Below are 21265 nucleotides of genomic sequence, written 5' to 3' on the forward strand. Positions count from 1 at the left end.
GTTTGCGCGGCGATGCGCAAGCTGCTGCACATCGCCTATGGCGTGCTGAAATCGGGTCGGCCATTCGATCCGAAACTGGCCCTTGCCCACTAAGGGGCAAGACGGTATCTACAAGGCTGGTGCACCGCGCGGTCGCCACGTCAGCCGTGTAGGGTGGATAGCGCTTTTCTATCCACCAGCGAGGTAGTGCAGGACACCGATGGCAGACATCCCGAAAGGGATTTTCACCCTACGCCCGTCTATTCAACGCCAGCCCTTCAGCGATTCCTCGGCCACCGGGTTCAGCGGCTGCGCCATCAGGCCGGTGGGCGACAGGTTCACCGAGTAGACCGCGCCGTCGGCCATGGGCAGGTAAGTCACCCGCTGCGCTTCAGGCGCGAAGAGGAAGAAGTCACGCTGGGCCAGCCGCAGCCAGCGCCACAGGTCAACGCCATAGGGGCTGCTGGCCAGTTGCGCGCGGGGATGTTGCGCCAGGGCCTGCTGCTCGATGGCCAGGTAGCGCCCCGAAATACGCTCCAGGCGGTAGCCGGGCGCCAGGCCGAGCAGTTCGCCCAGGCCTTTCCACTTGAACAGGCGCGCGTCCAGTTGCCAGAGATCGCCGTCCAGCAGCACCTCGCGCTCGCTGCCGCCTTCCAGCAGGGTCACCTGGTAGTTCTGCGGGCCGAGGGCCTTGAAGTTCAGGGTCACCAGCGGCTTGTCCTGCGGCAATTCGCTGTAGCTCCAGAGATCGCGAGCCACCAGCGCCACCAGCAGCGCAAGGGCCAGGAAGGCCAGGCCGCAGGTGCCGCGCAGCCAGCCAAGGAACCAGCTGCGGTTGAAAAGGACGCGCCCCGCCACCACCGCCACCAGCAATGCCAGCAGGGCGGTCGCCCAGGCCAGGCCGTCATACTGCATGGAGCCCATTCCTTATGCGTGAAAATGCCGGCATTATGCGCAACTCCCCAAGCCGCGGCCACAAGCCACGCGGCAGTTGTAGACACGGACCTCGTTTTCCATGCCATTCCCCTTCGAGCTGGCGGTCGATCCCGCCACCTTGGCGATTCTCGCCTTTGTTGCCTTTCTTGCCGGATTCATCGACGCCATCGCCGGCGGTGGCGGCCTGCTGACCATTCCCGCCCTGCTCACCGCCGGCCTGCCACCACACCTGGTGCTGGGTACCAACAAGCTCTGCGCCACCTTTGGTTCGGGCACCGCCGCCTACACCTTTTACCGGCGCAAGCTGTTCGACCCGTCGAAATGGCGCAATGCGCTGATCGCCACCGCCATCGGCGCGGCCCTGGGCGCGGTGATCGCCCACTGGCTGCCCGCGGCCTGGCTCAACCAGATGTTGCCGGCGGTGGTCTTCGGTTGCGGCCTGTACCTGCTGTTCGGCAAGACGCCGGATGTCGCGCACAGCCATGACGCGCCCATCTCCCGCGGTCGCCAGTGGCCCCAGGGCCTGGGGCTCGGCTTCTACGATGGCGTCGCCGGGCCCGGCACCGGCGCCTTCTGGACCGTCAGCAGCCTGCTGCTCTACCCCCTGGACCTGGTACGCGCCAGTGGCGTCGCCCGCAGCATGAATTTCGTCAGCAATGCCATGGCCCTGGCGGTGTTCATCGTGGGCGGCCAGGTGGCCTGGGCACTGGGCCTCAGCATGGGGCTGGCGCTGATGGCCGGCGCCTTCCTCGGTGCACGCACGGCCATCAAGGGCGGCGCCAAGTTCATCCGCCCGGTGTTCATCCTGGTGGTACTGGCGCTGACCGCGCGCCTAGCCTGGCAGCACTGGTTCGGCTAGGCCGAGACGCCTCGCCACATAGAGGTCGATGAGGTAGCGGGCGATGGAGCGCTGGGCCGGTAGCGGCGGCAGCGCATCCACGGAGAACCAGCGGGCATCTTCGATCTCGCCCGGCTGCGGGACGATCTCGCCACCGCGGTATTCGGCATGGAAGCCGAGCATCAGCGAGTGCGGGAAGGGCCAATTCTGGCTGGCGATGTACTGGATGTTGCCGATCTCCACACCCACCTCTTCCCGCACTTCGCGGGCCACGCAGGCCTCCACCGACTCACCCGGCTCGACGAAGCCGGCCAGGGTGCTGTAGACACCGCTGACGAAGCGCGGCGAGCGCGCCAGCAGCAGCTCGTCGCCGCGGCTGACCAGGACGATCATGCTCGGCGATAGCCGTGGGTAGTGGTGGACTTCGCAACTCGGGCAACGCATCGCGCGTTCGCCTGCCACCGGCTCCATGCGCTGGCCGCAGCTGCCGCAGAAGCGGTTCTGGTCAGCCCAGGTGCCGATCTGGCTGGCAAAGCCGAGCATGTGGAAGATGTCGGCGTCGCCTTGCAGCATCACCTGGCGCAGGCCCTGCCAGAAGCAGCCGGCCACTTCAGCCGGGTGGGCCAGTTCCAGCAGGTAGATGGGGTCGCCGTCGAAGTGGCCGATGCCATGTTCGGCGAGCACCGGCAGCTCCTGGCGCTTCAGCCACTCACGGGGGAAGAGCAGGCCGTTACTGTCGGCGAGGAACTGCTGGCGGCAATGCGCCACGGCCCAGCCGCCCGCCTGGGTGGTATCGAGCAGGCCTGCCTGCCAGCGGCTCCCAGCCATATCAGGCAGCCACCTGCAGGCCCAGGGCCCGCACGCTGCTGGCGGCCAGGTCGAGCACATCGGTCTGGAAACCACGGCGCATGCCGGCGCCGCCTTCCAGGTAGTACTCTAGGCTGGTCAGGGCATCGGCCAGGGTTTCCAGCATCTGTTCCGAAGGCATGGCGGAAGTCTCCAGCATCTGCCGCTGAATATAGTCGCCGCAGCCCCCCACGAGGGACGCGGCGCGCTCCTGGTCGAGGAACCACAGGCCGCCACGCACCGCCTGCAGGCTCACCGGCACATTGGCCAGGTGGAGTTTTTCGCCGTTGGATTCCAGGTAGGCGGTAATGGCGCGCTTGGCCATGGACAGGCCGGCCTGGGCCTCGTCCAGCACCACGATACGCGCTTCGGCGAGCTGGTGGTTGGCGAAGGAGCCCTCTTCGTGGCCAGGCTCGGCGGCCTGACGCCCATGGCGCCGTTCACCGCTGTCGAGGCCAGCCACCATGCCTTCCACATAAAGCACGGCATCGGCCAGCTTGAGCAGTTCGGTGGCTTCGACCGGCGCCGCGGCGCTCCAGCCGGCCACCATGGGCAGCTGCGACTGCAACGCGTTGCCGGGGGAGATCAGGCCGACCATCGCCAGGGTCTTGGCCAGCTTGCCCAGCAGGGCGTGAAGACTGTCGAAGGACTCTACCGGCGCGGTGCCGCGCTCGATCAGGTCGATCATGTCCTTGACGCTGTTCAGCTCCTCGAAGATGGCCGCGGACAGCGAACGCATCACCGCCTGGCCAGGGCCGGAGAGGCGCTGGTATTCCTGTTCCAGGAGCTGGTCGGTGAAGGGCAGCGCGGTCATGCCGAAGGCGTCGCGCAGCTCGCGGGCGCGCTGCCCCTGGCTGTCGGCCAGCGCCACCAGGTAGAGGAGCTCCTTCTGCAGGCTGCGCGGCGCTTCATAGGCCGTGTTGGCGAGCAGCAGCTTGAGCTCGCGATCCAGGCGTGAGAACAGCTGCTTGCGCGACTTGCGCGCCAGCAACTGGCCATCCAGTTGCGATTCGATGGCCGCCGCGCCGATCCAGCACAGGCGCCCGCGGGGCTGCTCCGCGTACAGCCGCTCCAGCCCGCCGAGGGCACGCAGCATCATGCGCAGGGAACTCGGCACCTTGGCGCCGCGCAGGAACCCCAGCAGGCCCTGCTGGTAGGCCTGGCGGAAGCGCCGGGCCAGAACATCGGGATTCGCGCCTTCCGGCAGCTTGACCGCCACGGCGCCCTGGCGCACCTGGTCCAGGCGCACGCTGAAGAAGTAGCTTTCCGGCAGCGGCGCCTGCCCACCGGCCTGACGCAGGTCGTTGATGGCCGGCAGCAGCAGCTCGGGCATTTCCTGGCGGTGCAGGTCGAGGTTTTCCAGGTAACGGCGCAATACATGCAGCGCGTTGCTCAGGGCCGAGAGCTGGATATCGCGCTCTTCACCGGCACCTGCGGGTATGTCGGTCGCCTGGTCGAGCAGTTCCTGGGCCAGCAGTTCGGCGCCGGTCAGCTCGATCAGGTTGAGGGTGCCGCGCACCTGGTGCATGGCTTCGACGGCCTGTTGCAGCAGGGTGCCGTTCTGGCGCTCGGCGATGAAGTGCTCCAGGCTCTGTTCGGCCTGTTCCATGGTGGCGAACAGCTCGTCGCGCACCAACCCCAGCGAAGTGACTCCGGTAACCATGCCTTAATGCGCCTCCGGCGCGAATGTGCCGTACCGCATCAGTCAGCGAACTCGGGTTTCTGTTTGCACATGTGGGCCGCCATGGCCACGCGCAGGTCCGCCGATTGCAACATCGCTGCGTTCCAGGTGGCGACGTACTCGAGGCCATCGTCGACCCGGTGATCGCGCATGTAGCGGATCATTTCCTTGGTGCCACGCACGGCGATGGGCGACTTGGCGGCAATCTGGTGGGCGATGTCTAACACCCCTTCGAGCAGGGCGTCCTGGTCGGTGTAGGTGCGGTTCACCAGGCCCAGACGCTGCGCCTCTGCGCCGTCGATGGTGCGGCCGGTGTAGGCCAGTTCGCGCATCATGCCGTCGCCGATGATGCGCGGCAGGCGCTGCAGCGTGCCGACGTCCGCGGCCATGCCGATGTCGATCTCCTTGATGGAGAATTGCGCGTCGGTGGTCGAGTAGCGCATGTCGCAGGCCGAGACCAGGTCGATGGCACCGCCCAGGCAGTAGCCCTGGATGGCCGCGATCACCGGCTTGCTGCAGTTGTCGACGGCATTGAAGGAAGCCTGCAGTTCGAGGATCTTGCGCCGCAGGGTGCGGGCATTGCGGCCGGCGTCCGGGCCCAGTTGGGCGCCGACCGAGGCCAGCATCATCAGGTCGATGCCGGAGGAGAAATGCTTGCCGGCCCCCGAGAGCACCACGACCCGAACTTCGTCGTTGTCTTCGATCTCGCGGAATATTTCGACGATCTCCGTCCAGAAGTCGGCGTTCATCGCATTGATCTTCTCGGGACGGTTGATCTGCACATGGGCGATCTTGTCTGCCAACTCTACACGGAAGGCTTTGTAATCAGGCACGGGGCGGTCCTCGGCGTGCGCCATGGAAATGGGGCGTTCAGGAAGCCCGGCAACTATAACAAGCACGAAGTAAAAGTCGATGCCGCCCACTGTGACGCAGGCCTCGCCATGCAACTGAAGCTTCACCGCCAAAATCGGCCATAAACACTTGATATAACCGCACCGCGCTGGCACTTTCGCTGCCCCGTCCGACAACCACGATTCAGAGACAACCCCGATGCACGCCTCGCCCGCCGCCGCCTTCGGCCGCCAATTCCTCGGCAACTCACCGCACTGGTACAAGCTGTCGATCATTGCCTTCCTGGTGCTCAATCCGCTGGTGCTCGGGCTGCTCGGCCCGGTGGTCTGCTCCTGGCTGCTGGTGGCCGAGTTCATCTTCGCCCTGGCCATGGCGCTGAAGTGCCATCCGCTGTTGCCCGGCGGCCTGCTGGTGATCGAAGCGCTGTTGCTGGACCTGGCGACGCCGACCGCCGTGTACGAAGAGCTGCAGCACAATTTCCCCGTGATCCTGCTGCTGATGTTCATGGTGGCGGGCATCTATTTCATGAAGGACCTGCTGCTCCTGCTGTTTTCCCGCCTGCTGCTGGGAGTACGCAGCAAGACGTTGCTGGCCCTGCTGTTCTGCCTGCTGGCCGCCTTTCTCTCGGCCTTCCTCGACGCCCTGACCGTGACCGCGGTGATCATCAGCGTCGCCCTCGGCTTCTACGGGGTCTACCACCGCGTCGCCTCGGGCAGGGGCATGGCCGACGAGCACGACACCGACTCCGACAGCGACCTCTCCAGTTCGAGTCGCGCAGACCTGGACACCTTCCGCGCCTTCCTGCGCAGCCTGCTGATGCACGCCGCCGTGGGCACCGCCTTGGGCGGGGTCTGCACCCTCGTCGGAGAACCGCAGAACCTGCTGATCGGCCATGAGGCCGGCTGGCACTTCAAGGAGTTCTTCCTGAACGTGGCGCCAGTGTCCATGCCCGTGCTGGCGGCCGGCCTCTTGACTTGCGTGCTGCTGGAGAAGCTGCGCTGGTTCGGTTATGGCGCCGAGTTGCCCGAAAGCGTGCGCCATGTACTGGCCGATTTCGCCCGGCAAGAGAACGCCCGGCGCACCCAGGCCCAGCGCGTGGCGCTGATGGTGCAAGGCGTGGCGGCACTGATACTGATCCTCTGCCTGGCCCTGCACGTCGCGGAAGTGGGGCTGATCGGCCTGATGGTCATCGTGCTGATCACCAGCTTCAGCGGCATCACCGACGAGCACCAGATCGGCCGCGCCTTCCAGGACGCCCTGCCCTTCACCGCACTGCTGGTGGCCTTCTTCGCCGTGGTGGCGGTGATCCAGCAGCAGCACCTGTTCACCCCGATCATCCATGCCGTGCTGGCGCTGCCCGCGGAGGAGCAGCCGGGAATGTTGTTCATCGCCAATGGACTGCTTTCGGCCATCAGCGACAACGTCTTCGTCGCCACCATCTACATCACGGAAGTGAAGAACGCGCTGGACTCCGGCGCCATGACCCGCGAGCACTTCGACACCCTGGCGGTGGCCATCAACACCGGCACCAACCTGCCCAGCGTGGCCACCCCCAATGGCCAGGCGGCCTTCCTCTTCCTGCTCACCTCATCCGTCGCGCCGCTGGTGCGCCTGGGCTATGGGCGGATGGTGTGGATGGCCCTGCCCTACACCATCGTGATGGGCGTGCTCGGCTGGTGGGCGGTCAGCCATTGGCTCTGACGGCCGCCTCGGCCTGCACCCGATTGCGCCATTGGCGCCAGGTGTAGAGCGGAATGCCGGCCATCAGCACCAGGAAGCCCCAGAAAATGGCCTGCTCGCCGGTGCCGTAGAGCGCCCAGATGGAATAGATGAAGCCCAGCACGCCGATGGCCACCAGCCGGCCACGCTCGCCCTCGGAGAAATCGCCGGGCTTCACCGCCAGTTGCTGCAGCAGTGCGGCGGTGCAGAAGGCGTAGGGCACGACCCCGGTCATGGTGCCGAGCAGGATGATCACGTTGAACACGTCGACCAGGTCGCCCTGTCCGTCCACCAGCACCAGCGCGGTGACCAGCACGCCGGAGACCAGCAGGCCATGGGCCGGCACGTCATGCTTGTTGGTCTTCGCGAAGGACTCCGGCAGCAGCCCGTCACGGGCGGTGGCCATGGGAATCTGGCCCTGCAGCAGCACCCAGCCATTGAGTGCACCGAGACAGGCGATCACTGCGCCAGCTGCCACCAGGTGGTAGCCCCACTCCCCTACCAGCACCCGCGCCGCATCGGCGAAGGGCGCGGTGGAGCGCATCAGCACCTCGGGGGGCAGCACACCCTGCACGGCGGTGATGGAAAGGATGTATACCCCGGCCGCCACCAGGGTGCCGAACACCGTGGCACGGGGAATGGTGCGTTTGGGATTGTCCACGTGGTCCGCCGGCACCGTGGCCGATTCCAGGCCGATGAAGGACCAGAGCGTCAGGGCGGCAGTCGTGGCAATCGCCTGGGCATAGCCGACGCCATTGGGGAGTTCGCTGACCTCCGGGACACGCAGGTAGTCGGGATTGAAGGAAAACCAGCCGAGTACGCCCACCAGCAGCAAAGGCACCAGCTTGAGCACGGTGAGCAGGTTCTGCGCCAGGCCGAAGGCGCCGATGCCGCGCAGATTGATCAGGGTACAGAGCCAGATGGCGCCGATGGCGGTGCTTACCATCAGCACCGGGTCGCGCAATGCCGGGATGAACACCTGCAGGTAGCCCACCAGGGTCACGGAGATCGCGGCGTTGCCGATCCAGGCGGCCTTCCAGTAGGTCCAGGCACATAGATAGCCGGCGAAGTTGCCGAAGCCGTCGCGGGTATAGGCGTAAGGGCCACCCGCCGAGGGATTGAGCCGCGCCAGGCGGGCGAAGGTCAGGGCCAGGACGACCGCCCCGGTGCTGGAGATCAGCCAGCCGTACAGGCTGAGCCCCCCGTAGGCCGCGAGGCTGGAGGGCAGCAGGAACACGCCCGAGCCGATCATGTTGCCCACCACCAGCGCCGTGCAGGTCCAGAACCCCATGCTGCCGCGCGACTTCACCCCGTCCCCTGTCGCCATCGTTTCCCCCGCTGGGCGAATTATTCCCTGATGCAGTCCACTGTATAGCAGCGCCCCGCAGGACTTTCCTGACAGGTAAGACCATGCACGTCGATATCGAAGCCGGGGAAGCTCTGGTCGAAGGTCCTGGCGAACTCCAGGTAGTCGATGATGGCGCGGGTCTGGGCGGTGAAGCGCTCCCCCGGCATGATCAGCGGGATACCCGGCGGATAGGGCACCAGCATCACCGCGGCGATGCGCCCCTGCAGCTGGTCCAGCGCCACCGCTTCCACCTCGCCACGCACCAGCTTGTCGTAGGCATCGGCCGGCTTCATCGCCAGTTCCGGTAGCTTGGTGTACATGCGCCGCAGCGCCTTGGGGGTTGCACTGTTGCGGTAACAGGCGTGCAGCGCGTCGCAGAGATCACGCAGGCCCATGCCGGCATAACGCGCGCGGTGGGCGGCGGCTATCGAGGGCAGCGCTTCGGCCAGCGGCTGGTTGGCGTCATAGCCGCGCTTGAACTCCAAGAGCTCGGTCAGCAGCGTGCTCCACTTGCCCTTGGTGATGCCCATGGAGAACAACACCAGGAAGGAATAGAGGCCGGTCTTCTCCACCACCAGCCCACGCTCCCAGAGAAACTTGCTGACCACCGCCGCCGGGATGCCCTGCTCCCCCAGTTTGCCGTCGGCGGTCAGGCCCGGCGTCACCAGGGTGACCTTGATCGGATCGAGCAGCACATAGTCTTCCGCCACGTGGCCGAAGCCGTGCCAGTCGGCATCCGGGCGCAGCAGCCAGTCTTCCGTGGCAACGGCGTCGGCGCCCTCCACCAGCGGCGGCTGCCAGATGTCGAACCACCAGTCGTCCGCCTCCAGGTTCTGCCGCACATTGGCCAGGGCCCGGCGAAAGCGCAGCGCCTCGTCGAAGGTCTCCTGGATCAGCGAGCGCCCGGCCGGCCCCTCCATCATGGCCGAAGCCACGTCCAGCGAGGCGATGATGCCGTACTGGGGCGAGGTGGAGATGTGCATCATGAAGGCTTCGTTGAAGCGGTGGCGGTCGAGTTGGCGCGCGCCGCCGTCCTGCACGTGGATCATCGAGGCCTGGCTGAAGGCCGCCAGCAGTTTGTGGGTCGAGTGGGTGGTGAACACCAGCGGCGAGTGCGCCTCGCGCCGGGTGCACATGCCATAGCGCCCGGCATAGAACTCGTGGAAGGCGGCGTAGGCGTACCAGGCCTCGTCGAAATGCAGCACGTCCACCGAGTCGCCCAGGGCCTGCTTGATCAGTTCGGCGTTGTAACAGAGGCCGTCGTAGGTGGAATTGGTCACCACCGCCAGCTTGACCTTGGGTTCGCGCCCCTTGGCCAGGGGGCTGGCATCGATCTTGGCCTGGATCGATTCGCGGCTGAATTCGCTGAGCGGAATCGGACCGATGATGCCCAGCTCATTGCGCTCGGGCGTCAGGTATAGCGGGATGGCGCCGGTCATGATGATCGAATGGACGATGGACTTGTGGCAGTTGCGGTCCACCAGCACCAGGTCGTCGCGGCCGACCATGGAGTGCCAGACGATCTTGTTCGCCGTCGAAGTGCCGTTGATCACGAAGAAGGTGTGGTCGGCACCGAAGTTTTGCGCCGCACGCGCCTCAGCCTCGGCCAGCGGGCCGGTGTGGTCGAGCAGCGAACCCAGTTCGGGCACCGACACCGAGAGATCCGAGCGCAGCGTGTTCTCGCCGAAGAACTGGTGGAACGCCTGCCCCACCGGACTCTTGCGATAGGCCACGCCACCGCCGTGGCCGGGCGTGTGCCAGGAATAGTTGGACTGCGCGGTGTGCTCCACCAGGGCGCGGAAGAACGGCGGCAGCAGCCCCTCCAGGTAACTGCGCGCGGCACGGGCCACCTGGCGGGCGAGGAAGGGCACGGTGTCTTCGTAGAGGTAAAGCAGCCCGCGCAGCTGGTTGAGGTCGGCCATGGCCTCGGCCGGCGCGTTCTCGATGGTCACCTGTTCGCCCAGGGCGAAGATCGGCAGCTGCGGCGCACGCACCCGGGCGACGCGGATCAGTTCCACCATGTCCTGCAACAGCCGCTGGTTGTCCCCGGCGCCTTCGGCGGCGACCAGGATGCAGGCGAGGCCGTGGTGGGTGGAAGCGACGATGCGCCCTTCGGCGGAGTTGGCGGTGGAGAGGATGGTGAAGCCGTCCTGCTCCAGCTCGCGGGCGATGCTGCGCACCCGTTCGCCAGCGACGGTGTCGGCCTTGATATCACGGTGGACGATGAGGACGGGGAACTTGAGCTCTTTATACATTGTGGCTCCCTGAGGGGCGGTCCCGGCCGCCTATGCCCTCAGGGTAGAAGCTCGTTCGCGGGGACGGTACCCCCGCGGCCACTGGCTGTAAGCAAAGGTCGCAATCAGGACGTCGGCGCGGCGTCCATCTGCGTCCACAGGGCGGGCGCCCCGGCGGACTTCTCGATCGCCGCCAGGCGCGAGGCGTGGGCGGCCAGTTCCTCTTCGCTGGCACGGATCACCCGGCTGCGGGCGCGGTCGGCCGGCAGCCGGCGGATCGCGGATGCCTGGGCGCGGCCACCACTGCCATCGCCACCCTCGCCGGCGAGGGACAGGTTGGTCTGGCCACCGGTCATCGCCAGGTAGACGTCGGCGAGGATCTCGGCGTCGAGCAACGCGCCGTGCAGTTCACGGTTGGAGTTGTCGACGTCGTAGCGCTTGCACAGGGCGTCCAGGCTGTTGCGCTGGCCCGGGTGGCGCTCGCGGGCCATCAGCAGGGTGTCGAGCACCGTGCAGTATTCGCTGACGTCGCTGCGCTCGGTCTGCCCCAGCAGGGCGAATTCGTTGTTGATGAAGCCGACGTCGAACGCCGCGTTGTGGATGATCAGCTCGGCGCCCTTGATGAACTCGAAGAATTCGTCGGCGACATCCTTGAAGCGCGGCTTGCCCACCAGGAACTCGTTGGTGATGCCGTGGACCGCGATGGCGCCTTCATCCACCTCGCGGTCGGGTTGCAGGTAGACGTGGAAGTGGCGACCGGTCAGGCGTCGGCCTTCCAGTTCGACGCAGCCGATCTCGATGACGCGGTGGCCATCGGTGACCGGCATGCCGGTGGTTTCAGTATCGAGGACTACGTAACGCATGTTCAGAACCTATGAAGGAGGCTGCCGCAATAACGGCGAAATTCTAGCGGGCACCCAGCTCGCTTACACCTCGGTTGGCCAACTGGTCGGCGCGCTCGTTGCCGGGATGGCCGGTATGGCCACGCACCCACTGCCAGCGCACGCTGTGGCGATTGACCTGCTCGTCCAGGGCCCGCCAGAGGTCGGCGTTCTTCACCGGCTGCTTGGCGGCGGTCTTCCAGCCGCGCTTCTTCCAGTTGGGCATCCACTCGGTGATGCCCTGCATCACGTACTGGGAGTCGGTGATGATCTTGACCTCGCATGGGCGCTTGAGCGCCACCAGCCCCATGATGGCGGCCATCAGTTCCATGCGGTTGTTGGTGGTTTCGGGCTCGCCCCCCCAGAGCTCGCGCTCGGCGCCCTTGTAGACCAACAAGGCGCCCCATCCACCAGGACCGGGATTGCCCTTGCAGGCGCCGTCGGTATAGATCTCGACCAGATCGCTCACTTATGCCTCATGTTTCGAATCGCACCGGCTGACCTTGGCTACCGGCATGGGAACCAGCTTGCCCATGGGCTCGCGCCGGGCCTGACGCAGCGGCCGCAGGCCGATCACCAGCTTGCGCGCCACCAATAGATAGAAGCCCGCGCCGAACCCTTGCCCGGCGGAACCTCGACGCTCCAGGCCAGCCAGGCGGGACTGCCAGGCCGCCGAAGCGAGCGGCGGACGATAGCACCCGAAGCGGCGTTTCTCCAGCGCGAAGCCCAACAGGTTGAGCCAGTCGCTGACCCGCGCCGGCGAGATGCAGCGCGCCTGACGCAAGGCGTCGCCGGCGAAGAAGTGGCGCACGCCCCAGGCGCTCCAGGGATTGACCCCGACGATGATCAGGTGCCCGCCGGGCCGCACGCTGCGCGCGGCCTCGCGCAGCAGGCTATGGGGAGAGAGGCAGAAATCCAGGCCATGTTGCAGCACCACCACATCGGCGGCGTGCTCGCTGACGGGCCAGGCGGCTTCCTCGCAGGCAATCTCCACCCCCGGCAACGGGGCGCCCAGGTGGACGCTGCGCTGGATCTGCTTGGCCCCTGGCGGCAACTCCGCGCGCGGACCGTAGTGCACCAGGTAGCCGCCGAAGTATCGCGGCAGTTCGTCCTCCAGCAGGCGCTGCTCTTCGAACAGCATCAGGCCGCCCAGAGGCCCGGAAAACCAGGAACGGGCCCCTGATATCAGTTCCAGCCAATCGGCATCGGCTTGGGCGAATGCTTTCTCGGTCATGGCAATCTCCTGCGTCACAGCCCTAAGATGCTCCATTGCTCTCTGCTTGGCGACTCCCTTCATGATCAAGATCGACGCCCTCCCCGCCTTTTCCGACAACTACCTCTGGCTGCTGCAGGATGCCGCAAGCCGCTGCTGCGCCGTGGTCGACCCCGGCGACGCCGCGCCGGTACTGGCCTGGCTCGACGCCCACCCCGGCTGGAAGCTGACCGACATCCTGGTCACCCACCATCACGGCGACCATATCGGCGGCGTGGCCCAGTTGAAGGCCACCTGTGGTGCACGTGTGCTCGGACCGGCACTGGAGAAGATCCCCGCACGCGACCAGGCCCTGGCAGACGGCGACAGCGTGCAGGTACTGGGCCTGGAGTTCCGGGTAATCGAGGTTCCCGGCCATACCCTGGGTCATATCGCCTATTACCACGCGGACGCCGAGCGGCCCTTGCTGTTCTGCGGCGACACCCTGTTCGCCGCCGGTTGCGGCCGCCTGTTCGAAGGCACCGCGGAGCAGATGCACCACTCCTTGAGCCGCCTGTCGGCGCTGCCGGCGGCCACGCTGGTGTTCTGCACCCACGAATACACCCTTGGCAACCTGCGCTTCGCCAAGGCCGTCGAGCCGGGCAACCCCGCCACTTCCGCGCGTTTCGACGAAGTCACCCGGCTGCGCGAGCAAGGCGCCATCAGCCTGCCATCAACCATCGCCCTGGAGCGGGCTACCAATCCCTTCCTGCGGGTGACTGAAACATCCGTTAAACAAATGGCCGACGAGTGGGCCGGACGGGATAACCCTACGCCCGCCAAGGTTTTCGCCGCCCTGCGCGCATGGAAGGACCAGTTCTGAACGCCAGGCGTGGCGCGGGCTGACTGGCGAAAACTTGACCAGCCATAGGTCGATTTCTAGAATCGCCGAACTTTTTCGCCGGAAAAACCCCTCAGCCAATGTTGTCTTCGCCGATCAGAACCTTCGACCTGGATGCATTGGCACGAGCCGCTCGAGCGCTTGTGGTGATGTGTGCCGTTACCCTCGCCGGCTGTTCGGGCACCGGCCAGAAGGATGACGACCAGGGCCGCGACACCGATCGCGCGCTGGGCATGAACGCCCAGGCCCAGTGGCTGGAAGAGGCCGAGACCGAGCGTGAACCCCAGGACATCTGGGATCGCATGCGCAACGGTTTCAAGCTGCAGGACGAGATCGGTGTCAACCCGCGTATCGAGCGCCAGCGCCTCTGGTACGTCAGCAAGCCTTCCTTCCTGGAAGGCGCCAGCGCCCGCGGCAGCCTCTACATCCACTACGTGGTGGAGCGCCTGGAAGAACGCAACATGCCTCTGGAGCTGGCCCTGCTGCCGGTCGTGGAAAGCGCTTACAACCCCTTCGCCTATTCCCCCAGCCACGCCGTGGGCATCTGGCAGTTCATCCCGTCCACGGGCCGCCACTACAACCTGCGCCAGACCAGCTGGTACGACGGCCGTCGCGACATCACCGCCTCCACCAACGCCGCCCTGAACTATCTGGATCGCCTGCACGAGATGTTCAACGGCGACTGGCTGCTGGCACTGGCCGCCTACAACGCCGGCGAAGGCACCGTCAGCCGTGCCATCGAGCGTAACCAGAAGCTTGGCCTGCCGACCGACTACTGGAACCTGCCCCTGCCCCAGGAAACCCAGGACTATGTGCCTAAACTGCTGGCCCTGTCGCAGCTGGTGATGGCGCCGGAAGCCTATGGCGTGAACCTGAGCCCCATCGCCAACGAGCCCTACTTCGAAGTGGTGGAGGTCAAGCAGCAGCGCCTGGAACTGTCCCGTGTCGCCGAAATGGCTGACATGGACGCCGACGAGATGTACCAGCTCAACCCGGCCTACAAGAAGCGCATCACCATGGACGGCCCCCAGCACCTGCTGGTGCCCGCCGACAAGGCTGAGCTGCTGACCGCCAACCTCGCCCTGATGAAACCCCAGGAACTGGTGGACTGGCAGCAGTACCGGGTGCGCAACGGCGACAGCCTCAATAGCATCGCCAACCGTTACCACGTGACGGTCAATACCCTGAAGGAAATCAACGGTCTCTCCGGCAACCACTTGCGCGTGGGCCAGGCACTGAGCATTCCGGTCGAGCCGGGCCTGAAACCCGAGCAGCCCCTGTTCCAGAACGTCGCCAGCACCAAGGCCCCGACGCCGGCCCCGGCCCCGGCGCGCAGCCACAAGGTCAGGAGCGGCGACAACCTCTGGACCATCGCCCGCCAGTACAAGGTGGACGTGCAGGACCTCAAGCGCTGGAACGGTCTGAAGGGCAACAGCGTCAAGGCGGGCCAGGTGCTGAAACTGCAAGGCGGCGCCACCCAGGTCGCCAGCGCCGGCAAGGGCCAATCCAAGGGCGACGGCCGCGAGTCGGTGACCTACTACAAGGTCAAGCAGGGGGATTCGCTCTATTTGATCGCCAAGCGCTTCAACGTCGAGATGAAGCACCTGCAGCGCTGGAATCCCCGCAGCGGCAGCCTGAAACCGGGCCAGACCCTGACCGTCTACCTGCCCTGAGCGCCCATTCCCTGAAGGGAGTGGGGCTGTCGGCGCAGGCCGTAGGGTGGACAGCGCTCTTCTGTCCACCAGCGTCGCCATGACCAACCCCGATGGTGGATCGGTGAAGCGTGATCCACCCTACGACCGCACTTGGTGCAGCTGACGTAAGCGGGTGCCAAGCACTTCGCGGACCGCCTGTTCCTCCTCCACACCCGGTTGTGCCAGGAGGCCGGCCAGCTCCCCGTGGGCTGGCCCTTTTTTCTTGCCTGTACAAGCTGTTACTGTACTTGCCAGCCGTTACCGCCGAGACCCGCGGCGCGTGACTCCCGACACGATTTCGCCGGCCTGATGCCCGCACCTTCCCGCCCGCGAGGCCAGCGCCCACATGCCCGACACGATAGCCATGGATCGGACACCCGCCTGATGCGTCGCCTTGCTTTCCTGCTCATCGGCCTGCTGGCTCACCCCTGTTTCGCCGGCGTGATCGAAAGCCACGGCTACGCGCAGTTCGGCACCCTGAAATACGCCGCCAACTTCGACCATTTCGCCTGGGTCAACGCCGATGCCCCCAAGGGTGGCACGCTGCGGGTCATGGCCTTCGGCACCTTCGATACGCTCAACCCCTACACCTTCAAGGGCACCAGCCCGGTGTCCACCCCCAATTTCCTGCAGTACGGGGTCACCGAGCTCAACGAGCCGTTGATGGTGGGCACCGGCCAGTACGATCCATCCGGAGACGAACCCGCTTCCAGCTACGGCCTGATCGCCAAAAGCGTCGAGTACAGCGAGGACCGTAGCTGGGTCGTCTTCAACCTGCGCGAAGAGGCCCGCTTCCACGACGGCAGGCCGATCACCGCCTACGATGTGGCGTTCTCCTACCGCACCCTGGTGAAGAACGGCCATCCGCAGTACCGCACCAGCCTGCAGGAAGTGAAGCGGGTCGATATCCTCAACCGCCATCGCATCCGCTTCGTGCTCAAGCGCGCTGGCAATCCGCTGCTGATCCTGCGCCTTGGCGAGCTGCCGGTGCTGCCCCAGCACTACTGGAAGAACCGGGACTTCAAGGCCACGACCTTCGAGCCGCCGCTCGGCAGCGGCCCCTATCGCATCACCCGAGTGCGTCCCGGACGCGGTCTGGTGTTCGAGCGGGTCAAGGACTGGTGGGGGGAGAAATTGCCGGTCAACCGCGGCAAGTACAACTTCGACCGGGTGGAGGTGGAGTTCTACCGGGATAGCAACGTCGCCTTCGAGGCCTTCAAGGCCGGCGAGTTCGACTTCTACATCGAGCACCAGGCGAAGAACTGGGCCAACGGCTATCGCTTCCCGGCCATTGCCCGGGGCGATGTGATCCGCGCCGAAATCCCGCACCAGATACCGACCCAGACCCAGGCGCTGTTCATGAACAGCCGTCGCGCCGTGTTCCAGAACCGCAAGGTGCGCGAAGCGATGGGGCTGATGTTCGACTTCGAATGGACCAACCGGACCCTGTTCAACAACGCCTACATGCGGGCCGCCAGCTATTACCCGAACAGCGAGTTCAGTGCCGTGGGCAAGCCCGAGGGTCACGAGTGGCTACTGCTCTCGCCCCATCGCAAGACGCTGCCGGAGGCCCTCTTCACCGAGCCATTCCAGGTGCCCACCACCGAAGGTCGCGGCATCCCGCGGGAAACCCTTCGCCACGCCCTGGGTCTATTGGCCGAGGCGGGCTGGAAGCTGTCCGGCCAACGGCTGCTCAACGATCGTGGCCAATCGCTGCGTTTCGAGATACTGCTGGTCAACCCGAACCTTGAACGCATACTCCAGCCCTACCGCGAGAACCTCGCCGGCATCGGCATCGACGTCAGCCTGCGCACGGTGGACCGCGCCCAGTACAAGCAGCGCCTGGACCACTTCGATTACGACATGATCCTGATGACCCTGCCGCAGACCCTGAGCCCCGGCCTGGAGCAATACCTCTACTTCCACTCCAGCCAGGTGGGCGTGAAGGGCAGCAAGAACTACGCCGGCGTGGCCAACCCGGTGGCCGACGAGATGATCGACAAACTCCTCGGTGCCCAGAGCCGCGACGAGCAACTGGCCGCCGCGCGCGCCCTGGACCGCACCCTGCTCTGGGAGCACTACAGCATTCCCAACTGGTACATCAACTATCACCGCCTGGCGTACCGCAACCGGTTCGCCTTCGTCACCACGCCGCCCTACACGCTGGGCCTGCGCGCCTGGTGGCTGAAGCCCACGGAGAACGCCCGATGAGCAAAACGCTGCGCACACGCTGGCTGCAGGGCTGTGGCGTCCTGCTGCTGTCCCTGGCCGGCCTCGCCGTCGCCGAGCCCAAGTACGCCATCACCCTCTACGACGAGCCTGCCAAGTACCCGGCGGACTTCAAGAACTTTTCCTGGGTCAATCCGGATGCCCCCAAGGGCGGCGTCCTGCGCCTGGCCGGCGTCGGCGGTTTCGACAGCCTCAACCCCTTCATCCCCCGCGGCAATGCGGCCGACCAGTTGGCCCTGACCTACGACAGCCTGACCTTCCACTCCCCGGACGAACCCTTCACCGAGTACGGCCTGCTGGCCGAAAAGATCGAGAAGGCGCCGGATAACAGTTACGTGCGCTTTTACCTGAACCCCAAGGCGCGCTTCCACGACGGCAAGCCGGTAACGGCCGAAGACGTGGTCTTCACCTTCAACACCCTGGTCGAGCACGGCGACCCGATGTACCGGCACTACTACGCCGACGTGGCCAAGGTGGAGGCCGAGGACGCCCTGCGCGTGCGCTTCGACTTCAAGCACTCGGGCAACCGCGAGCTGCCGCTGATCCTCGGCCAGATCCAGGTGCTGCCCAAGCACTTCTGGGAAGGCCGCGACTTCGGCAAGACCAGCCTGGAGCCGCCACTGGGTAGCGGCCCCTATCGCATCGCCAAGGTGGATGCCGGCCGCACGATCCGCTATGAGCGAGTCAAGGACTGGTGGGCCAAGGACCTCCCGGTGACCCGCGGCTACTACAACTTCGACGCCGTCACCGTGGACTACTACCGCGACATGTCGGTGTCCCTGGAAGCCTTCAAGGCCGGCCAGTTCGACTTCAACCTGGAGTATTCCGCCAAGGACTGGGCCACTGGCTACGATAGCCCCGCCTTGCGCGCCGGCAAGATCGTCAAGGAGGCCATTGCGAACCACAATCCGACCGGCATGCAGGGCTTCGCCTTCAATATCCGCCGGCCGGTGTTCCAGGATCGCCGGGTGCGCGAGGCCATCGCCCAGCTGTTCGACTTCGAGTGGGCCAACAAACAGCTGTTCTTCGGTTCCTACAAGCGCACCAGCAGCTACTTCGAGAACTCCGAGATGGCCGCGCACGAGCTGCCCGACGCCGATGAGCTGAAGATCCTCGAACCGCTGCGCGGCCAGGTCCCGGCGGAGGTCTTCACCCAGGTGTTCAAGCCGCCGGTCAGCGACGCCAGCGGCATCATCCGCGAGCAGAAGCGCCGCGCCTACCAGCTGCTGATGGACGCCGGCTACAAGATCGAGAATGACCGCATGGTCGGTCCGGACGGCAAGCCACTGGCCTTCGAGTTCCTCACCGCCCAAGCCAACCTGGAGCGGGTGATCCTGCCCTTCAAGCGCAACCTGGCGGAGCTTGGCATCGACCTGCAGATCCGCCGTGTGGACGTTTCCCAGTACATCAACCGCCTGCGCTCGCGGGACTTCGACATGGTCCCCGCCACCTGGGGCCAGTCCAATTCGCCAGGCAACGAGCAGATGGAGTTCTGGCACTCGCGCAGCGCCGACAGCCCCGGCAGCCGCAACTTCATCGGCCTGCGCGACCCGGCCATCGACAAGCTGGTGGAGGGCCTGATCCGCGCCGACTCGCGGCAGAGCCTGGTCGAGCACAGCCGCGCCCTGGACCGGGTGCTGCTCTGGGGCCACTACGTGGTGCCCAACTACTACGTCGATACCTGGCGCGTCGCCTACTGGAACCACTTCCAGCGCCCTGCTACCACGCCGCTCTACGACTTCGGCCTGATGACCTGGTGGCAGAAACCGGGCATGGAAACTGCTAGCCAGTCCGAGCAATCCCCTTCCGAGCCGGATGCCCAGTAAATGCTCGCCTACATACTGCGTCGACTGCTGCTGATCATTCCGACCCTGTTCGGCATCCTGCTGATCAACTTCATCATCATCCAGGCCGCCCCCGGCGGCCCGGTGGAGCAGATGATCGCCAAGCTGGAAGGCTTCGATGCCGCCGCCGGTGGCGCCACCGGCCGCATTTCCGGTGGCGGTGCCGAGGTCGCCACAGCCAGCTCCAACTACCGTGGCGCCCAGGGCCTTGATCCGGAGCTGGTGAAGGAGATCGAGAAGATGTACGGCTTCGACAAGCCGGCCCCCGAACGCTTCTGGCTGATGATCACCAACTACCTGAAGCTGGATTTCGGCAGCAGTTTCTTCCGCGATGCCAAGGTCATCGACCTGATTGCCGAGAAACTCCCGGTGTCCATTTCCCTCGGGCTCTGGAGCACCCTGATCATGTACCTGGTGTCCATTCCCCTGGGGATCGCCAAGGCGGTCCGTCACGGCAGCGCCTTCGACGTCTGGAGCAGCACCGCGATCATCGTCGGTTATGCCATCCCCGCCTTCCTCTTCGCCATCCTGCTCATCGTGCTCTTCGCCGGCGGCAGCTACTTCGACTGGTTCCCCCTGCGCGGCCTGATCTCGAACAACTTCGACGAGCTGAGCCTCACCGGCAAGATCCTCGACTACTTCTGGCACCTGGCCCTGCCAGTGACAGCCCTGGTGATCGGCAACTTCGCCACCCTCACCCTGCTGACCAAGAACAGCTTCCTCGACGAAATCAGCAAGCAGTACGTGATCACCGCCCGCGCCAAGGGCCTCTCCGAGAACCGCGTGCTCTACGGCCATGTATTCCGCAATGCCATGCTGATCGTCATCGCCGGCTTCCCGTCCGCCTTCATCGGCATCTTCTTCACCGGCTCCTTGCTGATCGAGGTGATCTTTTCCCTCGACGGCCTGGGCCTGATGAGTTTCGAATCCGCCGTGAACCGCGACTATCCGGTGGTGTTCGGCACCCTATTCATCTTCACTTTGCTGGGACTGGTGGTGAAACTGATCAGCGATCTCACCTACACCCTGGTCGATCCGCGCATCGACTTCGAAAGCCGGGAGGGTTGAGCATGGCACTCTCCCCCATCAACCGGCGGCGCTTCGAGCGCTTCAAGGCCCACAAGCGCGGCTGGTGGTCGCTCTGGCTCTTCCTCTTCCTCTTCGTCCTGAGCCTGGGGGCCGAGCTGATCGCCAACGACAAGCCGCTGGCGGTGAACTACGACGGTCAGTGGTACTTCCCCATCCTCAAGCGCTACCCGGAAACCGCGTTCGGCGGCGAGTTCCCGCTGGAGGCCAACTACAAGACGCCCTATATCCGCGAGCTGATCGAATCCAAGGATGGCCACATGATCTGGCCGCCGGTCCCGTTCAGTTACGAGACCATCAACTACGAGCTCAAGGTGCCGGCCCCCGCCCCGCCCTCGGCCGACAACTGGCTGGGCACCGATGACCAGGGCCGCGACGTCCTGGCGCGGGTCATCTACGGCTTCCGCATCTCGGTGCTGTTCGCCCTGACCCTGACCATTCTCAGCTCCATCATCGGCGTCATCGCCGGCGCGCTGCAGGGCTTCTACGGCGGCTGGGTGGACCTGGCCGGGCAGCGTTTCCTGGAAATCTGGTCGGGGCTGCCGGTGCTTTACCTGCTGATCATCCTGGCCAGCTTCGTGCAGCCGAATTTCTGGTGGCTGCTGGGCATCATGCTGCTGTTCTCCTGGATGACCCTGGTGGACGTGGTGCGCGCCGAGTTCCTCCGCGGCCGCAACCTGGAATACGTGCGCGCCGCCCGGGCGCTGGGCATGCAGAACGTCGCCATCATGATCCGCCACATCCTGCCCAACGCCATGATCTCCACCATGACCTTCATGCCGTTCATCCTCACCGGCGCCATCGGCACCCTGACCGCCCTGGACTTCCTCGGCTTCGGCCTGCCACCAGGCGCCCCCTCCCTGGGCGAACTGGTGGCCCAGGGCAAGTCCAACCTGCAGGCGCCCTGGCTGGGTATCTCCGCCTTCCTGGTGCTGGCGGCCATGCTGACCCTGCTGGTGTTCATCGGCGAAGCCGCGCGCGATGCGTTCGACCCGAGGAAGTGAG

General features: G+C 65.6%; 17 protein-coding genes. 8 read left to right on the forward strand and 9 right to left on the reverse strand.

All coding sequences use genetic code 11. The features are described from left to right. Positions 1–243: 243 nt before the first annotated feature. On the reverse strand, positions 244–894 hold the full coding sequence (locus tag ACFW0H_RS28195; protein ID WP_422917156.1) for a hypothetical protein: 651 nt from the start codon (positions 892–894) through the stop codon (positions 244–246). Between the two features lie 100 nt (positions 895–994). On the opposite strand from ACFW0H_RS28195, the gene ACFW0H_RS28200 reads away from it, so the two are divergent. After that, positions 995–1774, forward strand: coding sequence for a TSUP family transporter (locus tag ACFW0H_RS28200; protein ID WP_422917157.1), 780 nt, complete (start codon positions 995–997; stop codon positions 1772–1774). Here ACFW0H_RS28200 and nudC read toward each other — a convergent pair. The 3 genes from nudC to ACFW0H_RS28215 are packed head-to-tail and all read right to left on the reverse strand — an operon-like array spanning position 1748 to position 5113. Then, positions 1748–2581, reverse strand: coding sequence for an NAD(+) diphosphatase (nudC, locus tag ACFW0H_RS28205; RefSeq protein WP_422917158.1), 834 nt, complete (start codon positions 2579–2581; stop codon positions 1748–1750). The genes ACFW0H_RS28200 and nudC overlap by 27 nt on opposite strands. 1 nt (position 2582) lies before the next feature. Continuing rightward, positions 2583–4262 carry a ferrous iron transporter B gene (locus tag ACFW0H_RS28210; RefSeq protein WP_422917159.1) on the reverse strand — a complete coding sequence of 560 codons (1680 nt, stop codon included), beginning with the start codon at positions 4260–4262 and terminating at the stop codon, positions 2583–2585. A gap of 38 nt (positions 4263–4300) precedes the next feature. Continuing rightward, positions 4301–5113, reverse strand: coding sequence for a crotonase/enoyl-CoA hydratase family protein (locus ACFW0H_RS28215; protein WP_422917160.1), 813 nt, complete (start codon positions 5111–5113; stop codon positions 4301–4303). A gap of 217 nt (positions 5114–5330) precedes the next feature. Here ACFW0H_RS28215 and nhaB point away from each other — a divergent pair, with 217 nt between their 5' ends. Then, positions 5331–6833: a sodium/proton antiporter NhaB gene (nhaB, locus tag ACFW0H_RS28220; RefSeq protein WP_422917161.1), complete on the forward strand. Its 1503-nt coding sequence runs from the start codon at positions 5331–5333 to the stop codon at positions 6831–6833. Here nhaB and ACFW0H_RS28225 read toward each other — a convergent pair. The 5 genes from ACFW0H_RS28225 to ACFW0H_RS28245 form a co-directional block, all read right to left on the reverse strand. Then, on the reverse strand, positions 6817–8178 hold the full coding sequence (locus ACFW0H_RS28225; RefSeq protein ID WP_422917162.1) for an amino acid permease: 1362 nt from the start codon (positions 8176–8178) through the stop codon (positions 6817–6819). The genes nhaB and ACFW0H_RS28225 overlap by 17 nt on opposite strands. Positions 8179–8198: 20 nt before the next feature. Continuing rightward, positions 8199–10454 carry an Orn/Lys/Arg family decarboxylase gene (locus ACFW0H_RS28230; protein ID WP_422917163.1) on the reverse strand — a complete coding sequence of 752 codons (2256 nt, stop codon included), beginning with the start codon at positions 10452–10454 and terminating at the stop codon, positions 8199–8201. Positions 10455–10558: 104 nt separating this feature from the next. Next, positions 10559–11296: a DNA polymerase III subunit epsilon gene (gene dnaQ / locus ACFW0H_RS28235; RefSeq protein WP_422917164.1), complete on the reverse strand. Its 738-nt coding sequence runs from the start codon at positions 11294–11296 to the stop codon at positions 10559–10561. Between the two features lie 43 nt (positions 11297–11339). Next, entirely contained in the window at positions 11340–11783 is a 444-nt protein-coding gene (gene rnhA, locus ACFW0H_RS28240) for a ribonuclease HI (protein ID WP_422917165.1), read from the reverse strand. Then, entirely contained in the window at positions 11784–12548 is a 765-nt protein-coding gene (locus ACFW0H_RS28245; protein ID WP_422917166.1) for a methyltransferase domain-containing protein, read from the reverse strand. A gap of 61 nt (positions 12549–12609) precedes the next feature. On the opposite strand from ACFW0H_RS28245, the gene gloB reads away from it, so the two are divergent. The 6 genes from gloB to ACFW0H_RS28275 all read left to right on the forward strand — a co-directional run bounded on the left by gloB (position 12610) and on the right by ACFW0H_RS28275 (position 21264). Then, on the forward strand, positions 12610–13389 hold the full coding sequence (gloB, locus tag ACFW0H_RS28250; protein WP_422917167.1) for a hydroxyacylglutathione hydrolase: 780 nt from the start codon (positions 12610–12612) through the stop codon (positions 13387–13389). Positions 13390–13487: 98 nt separating this feature from the next. Next, complete coding sequence (locus ACFW0H_RS28255; RefSeq protein ID WP_422917168.1) at positions 13488–15080, forward strand: lytic transglycosylase; 1593 nt, start codon at positions 13488–13490, stop codon at positions 15078–15080. Positions 15081–15485: 405 nt separating this feature from the next. Next, complete coding sequence (locus tag ACFW0H_RS28260; RefSeq protein ID WP_422917169.1) at positions 15486–17312, forward strand: extracellular solute-binding protein; 1827 nt, start codon at positions 15486–15488, stop codon at positions 17310–17312. Then, positions 17309–19156 (forward strand): extracellular solute-binding protein, encoded by a 1848-nt coding sequence (locus ACFW0H_RS28265; protein ID WP_422917170.1) that lies wholly within the window; start codon positions 17309–17311, stop codon positions 19154–19156. Before ACFW0H_RS28260 ends, ACFW0H_RS28265 begins: the two co-directional genes overlap by 4 nt. Continuing rightward, positions 19157–20242 carry a microcin C ABC transporter permease YejB gene (locus ACFW0H_RS28270; protein ID WP_422917171.1) on the forward strand — a complete coding sequence of 362 codons (1086 nt, stop codon included), beginning with the start codon at positions 19157–19159 and terminating at the stop codon, positions 20240–20242. It begins immediately after the preceding gene. A 2-nt stretch (positions 20243–20244) separates the two neighbouring features. Next, a complete protein-coding gene (locus ACFW0H_RS28275; RefSeq protein WP_422917172.1) occupies positions 20245–21264 on the forward strand; it encodes an ABC transporter permease in 1020 nt (339 codons plus the stop codon). Position 21265 lies beyond the last annotated feature (1 nt).

The sequence above is a fragment of the Metapseudomonas cellulosilytica genome (genome assembly GCF_049334135.1).
Taxonomy (GTDB): domain Bacteria; phylum Pseudomonadota; class Gammaproteobacteria; order Pseudomonadales; family Pseudomonadaceae; genus Metapseudomonas.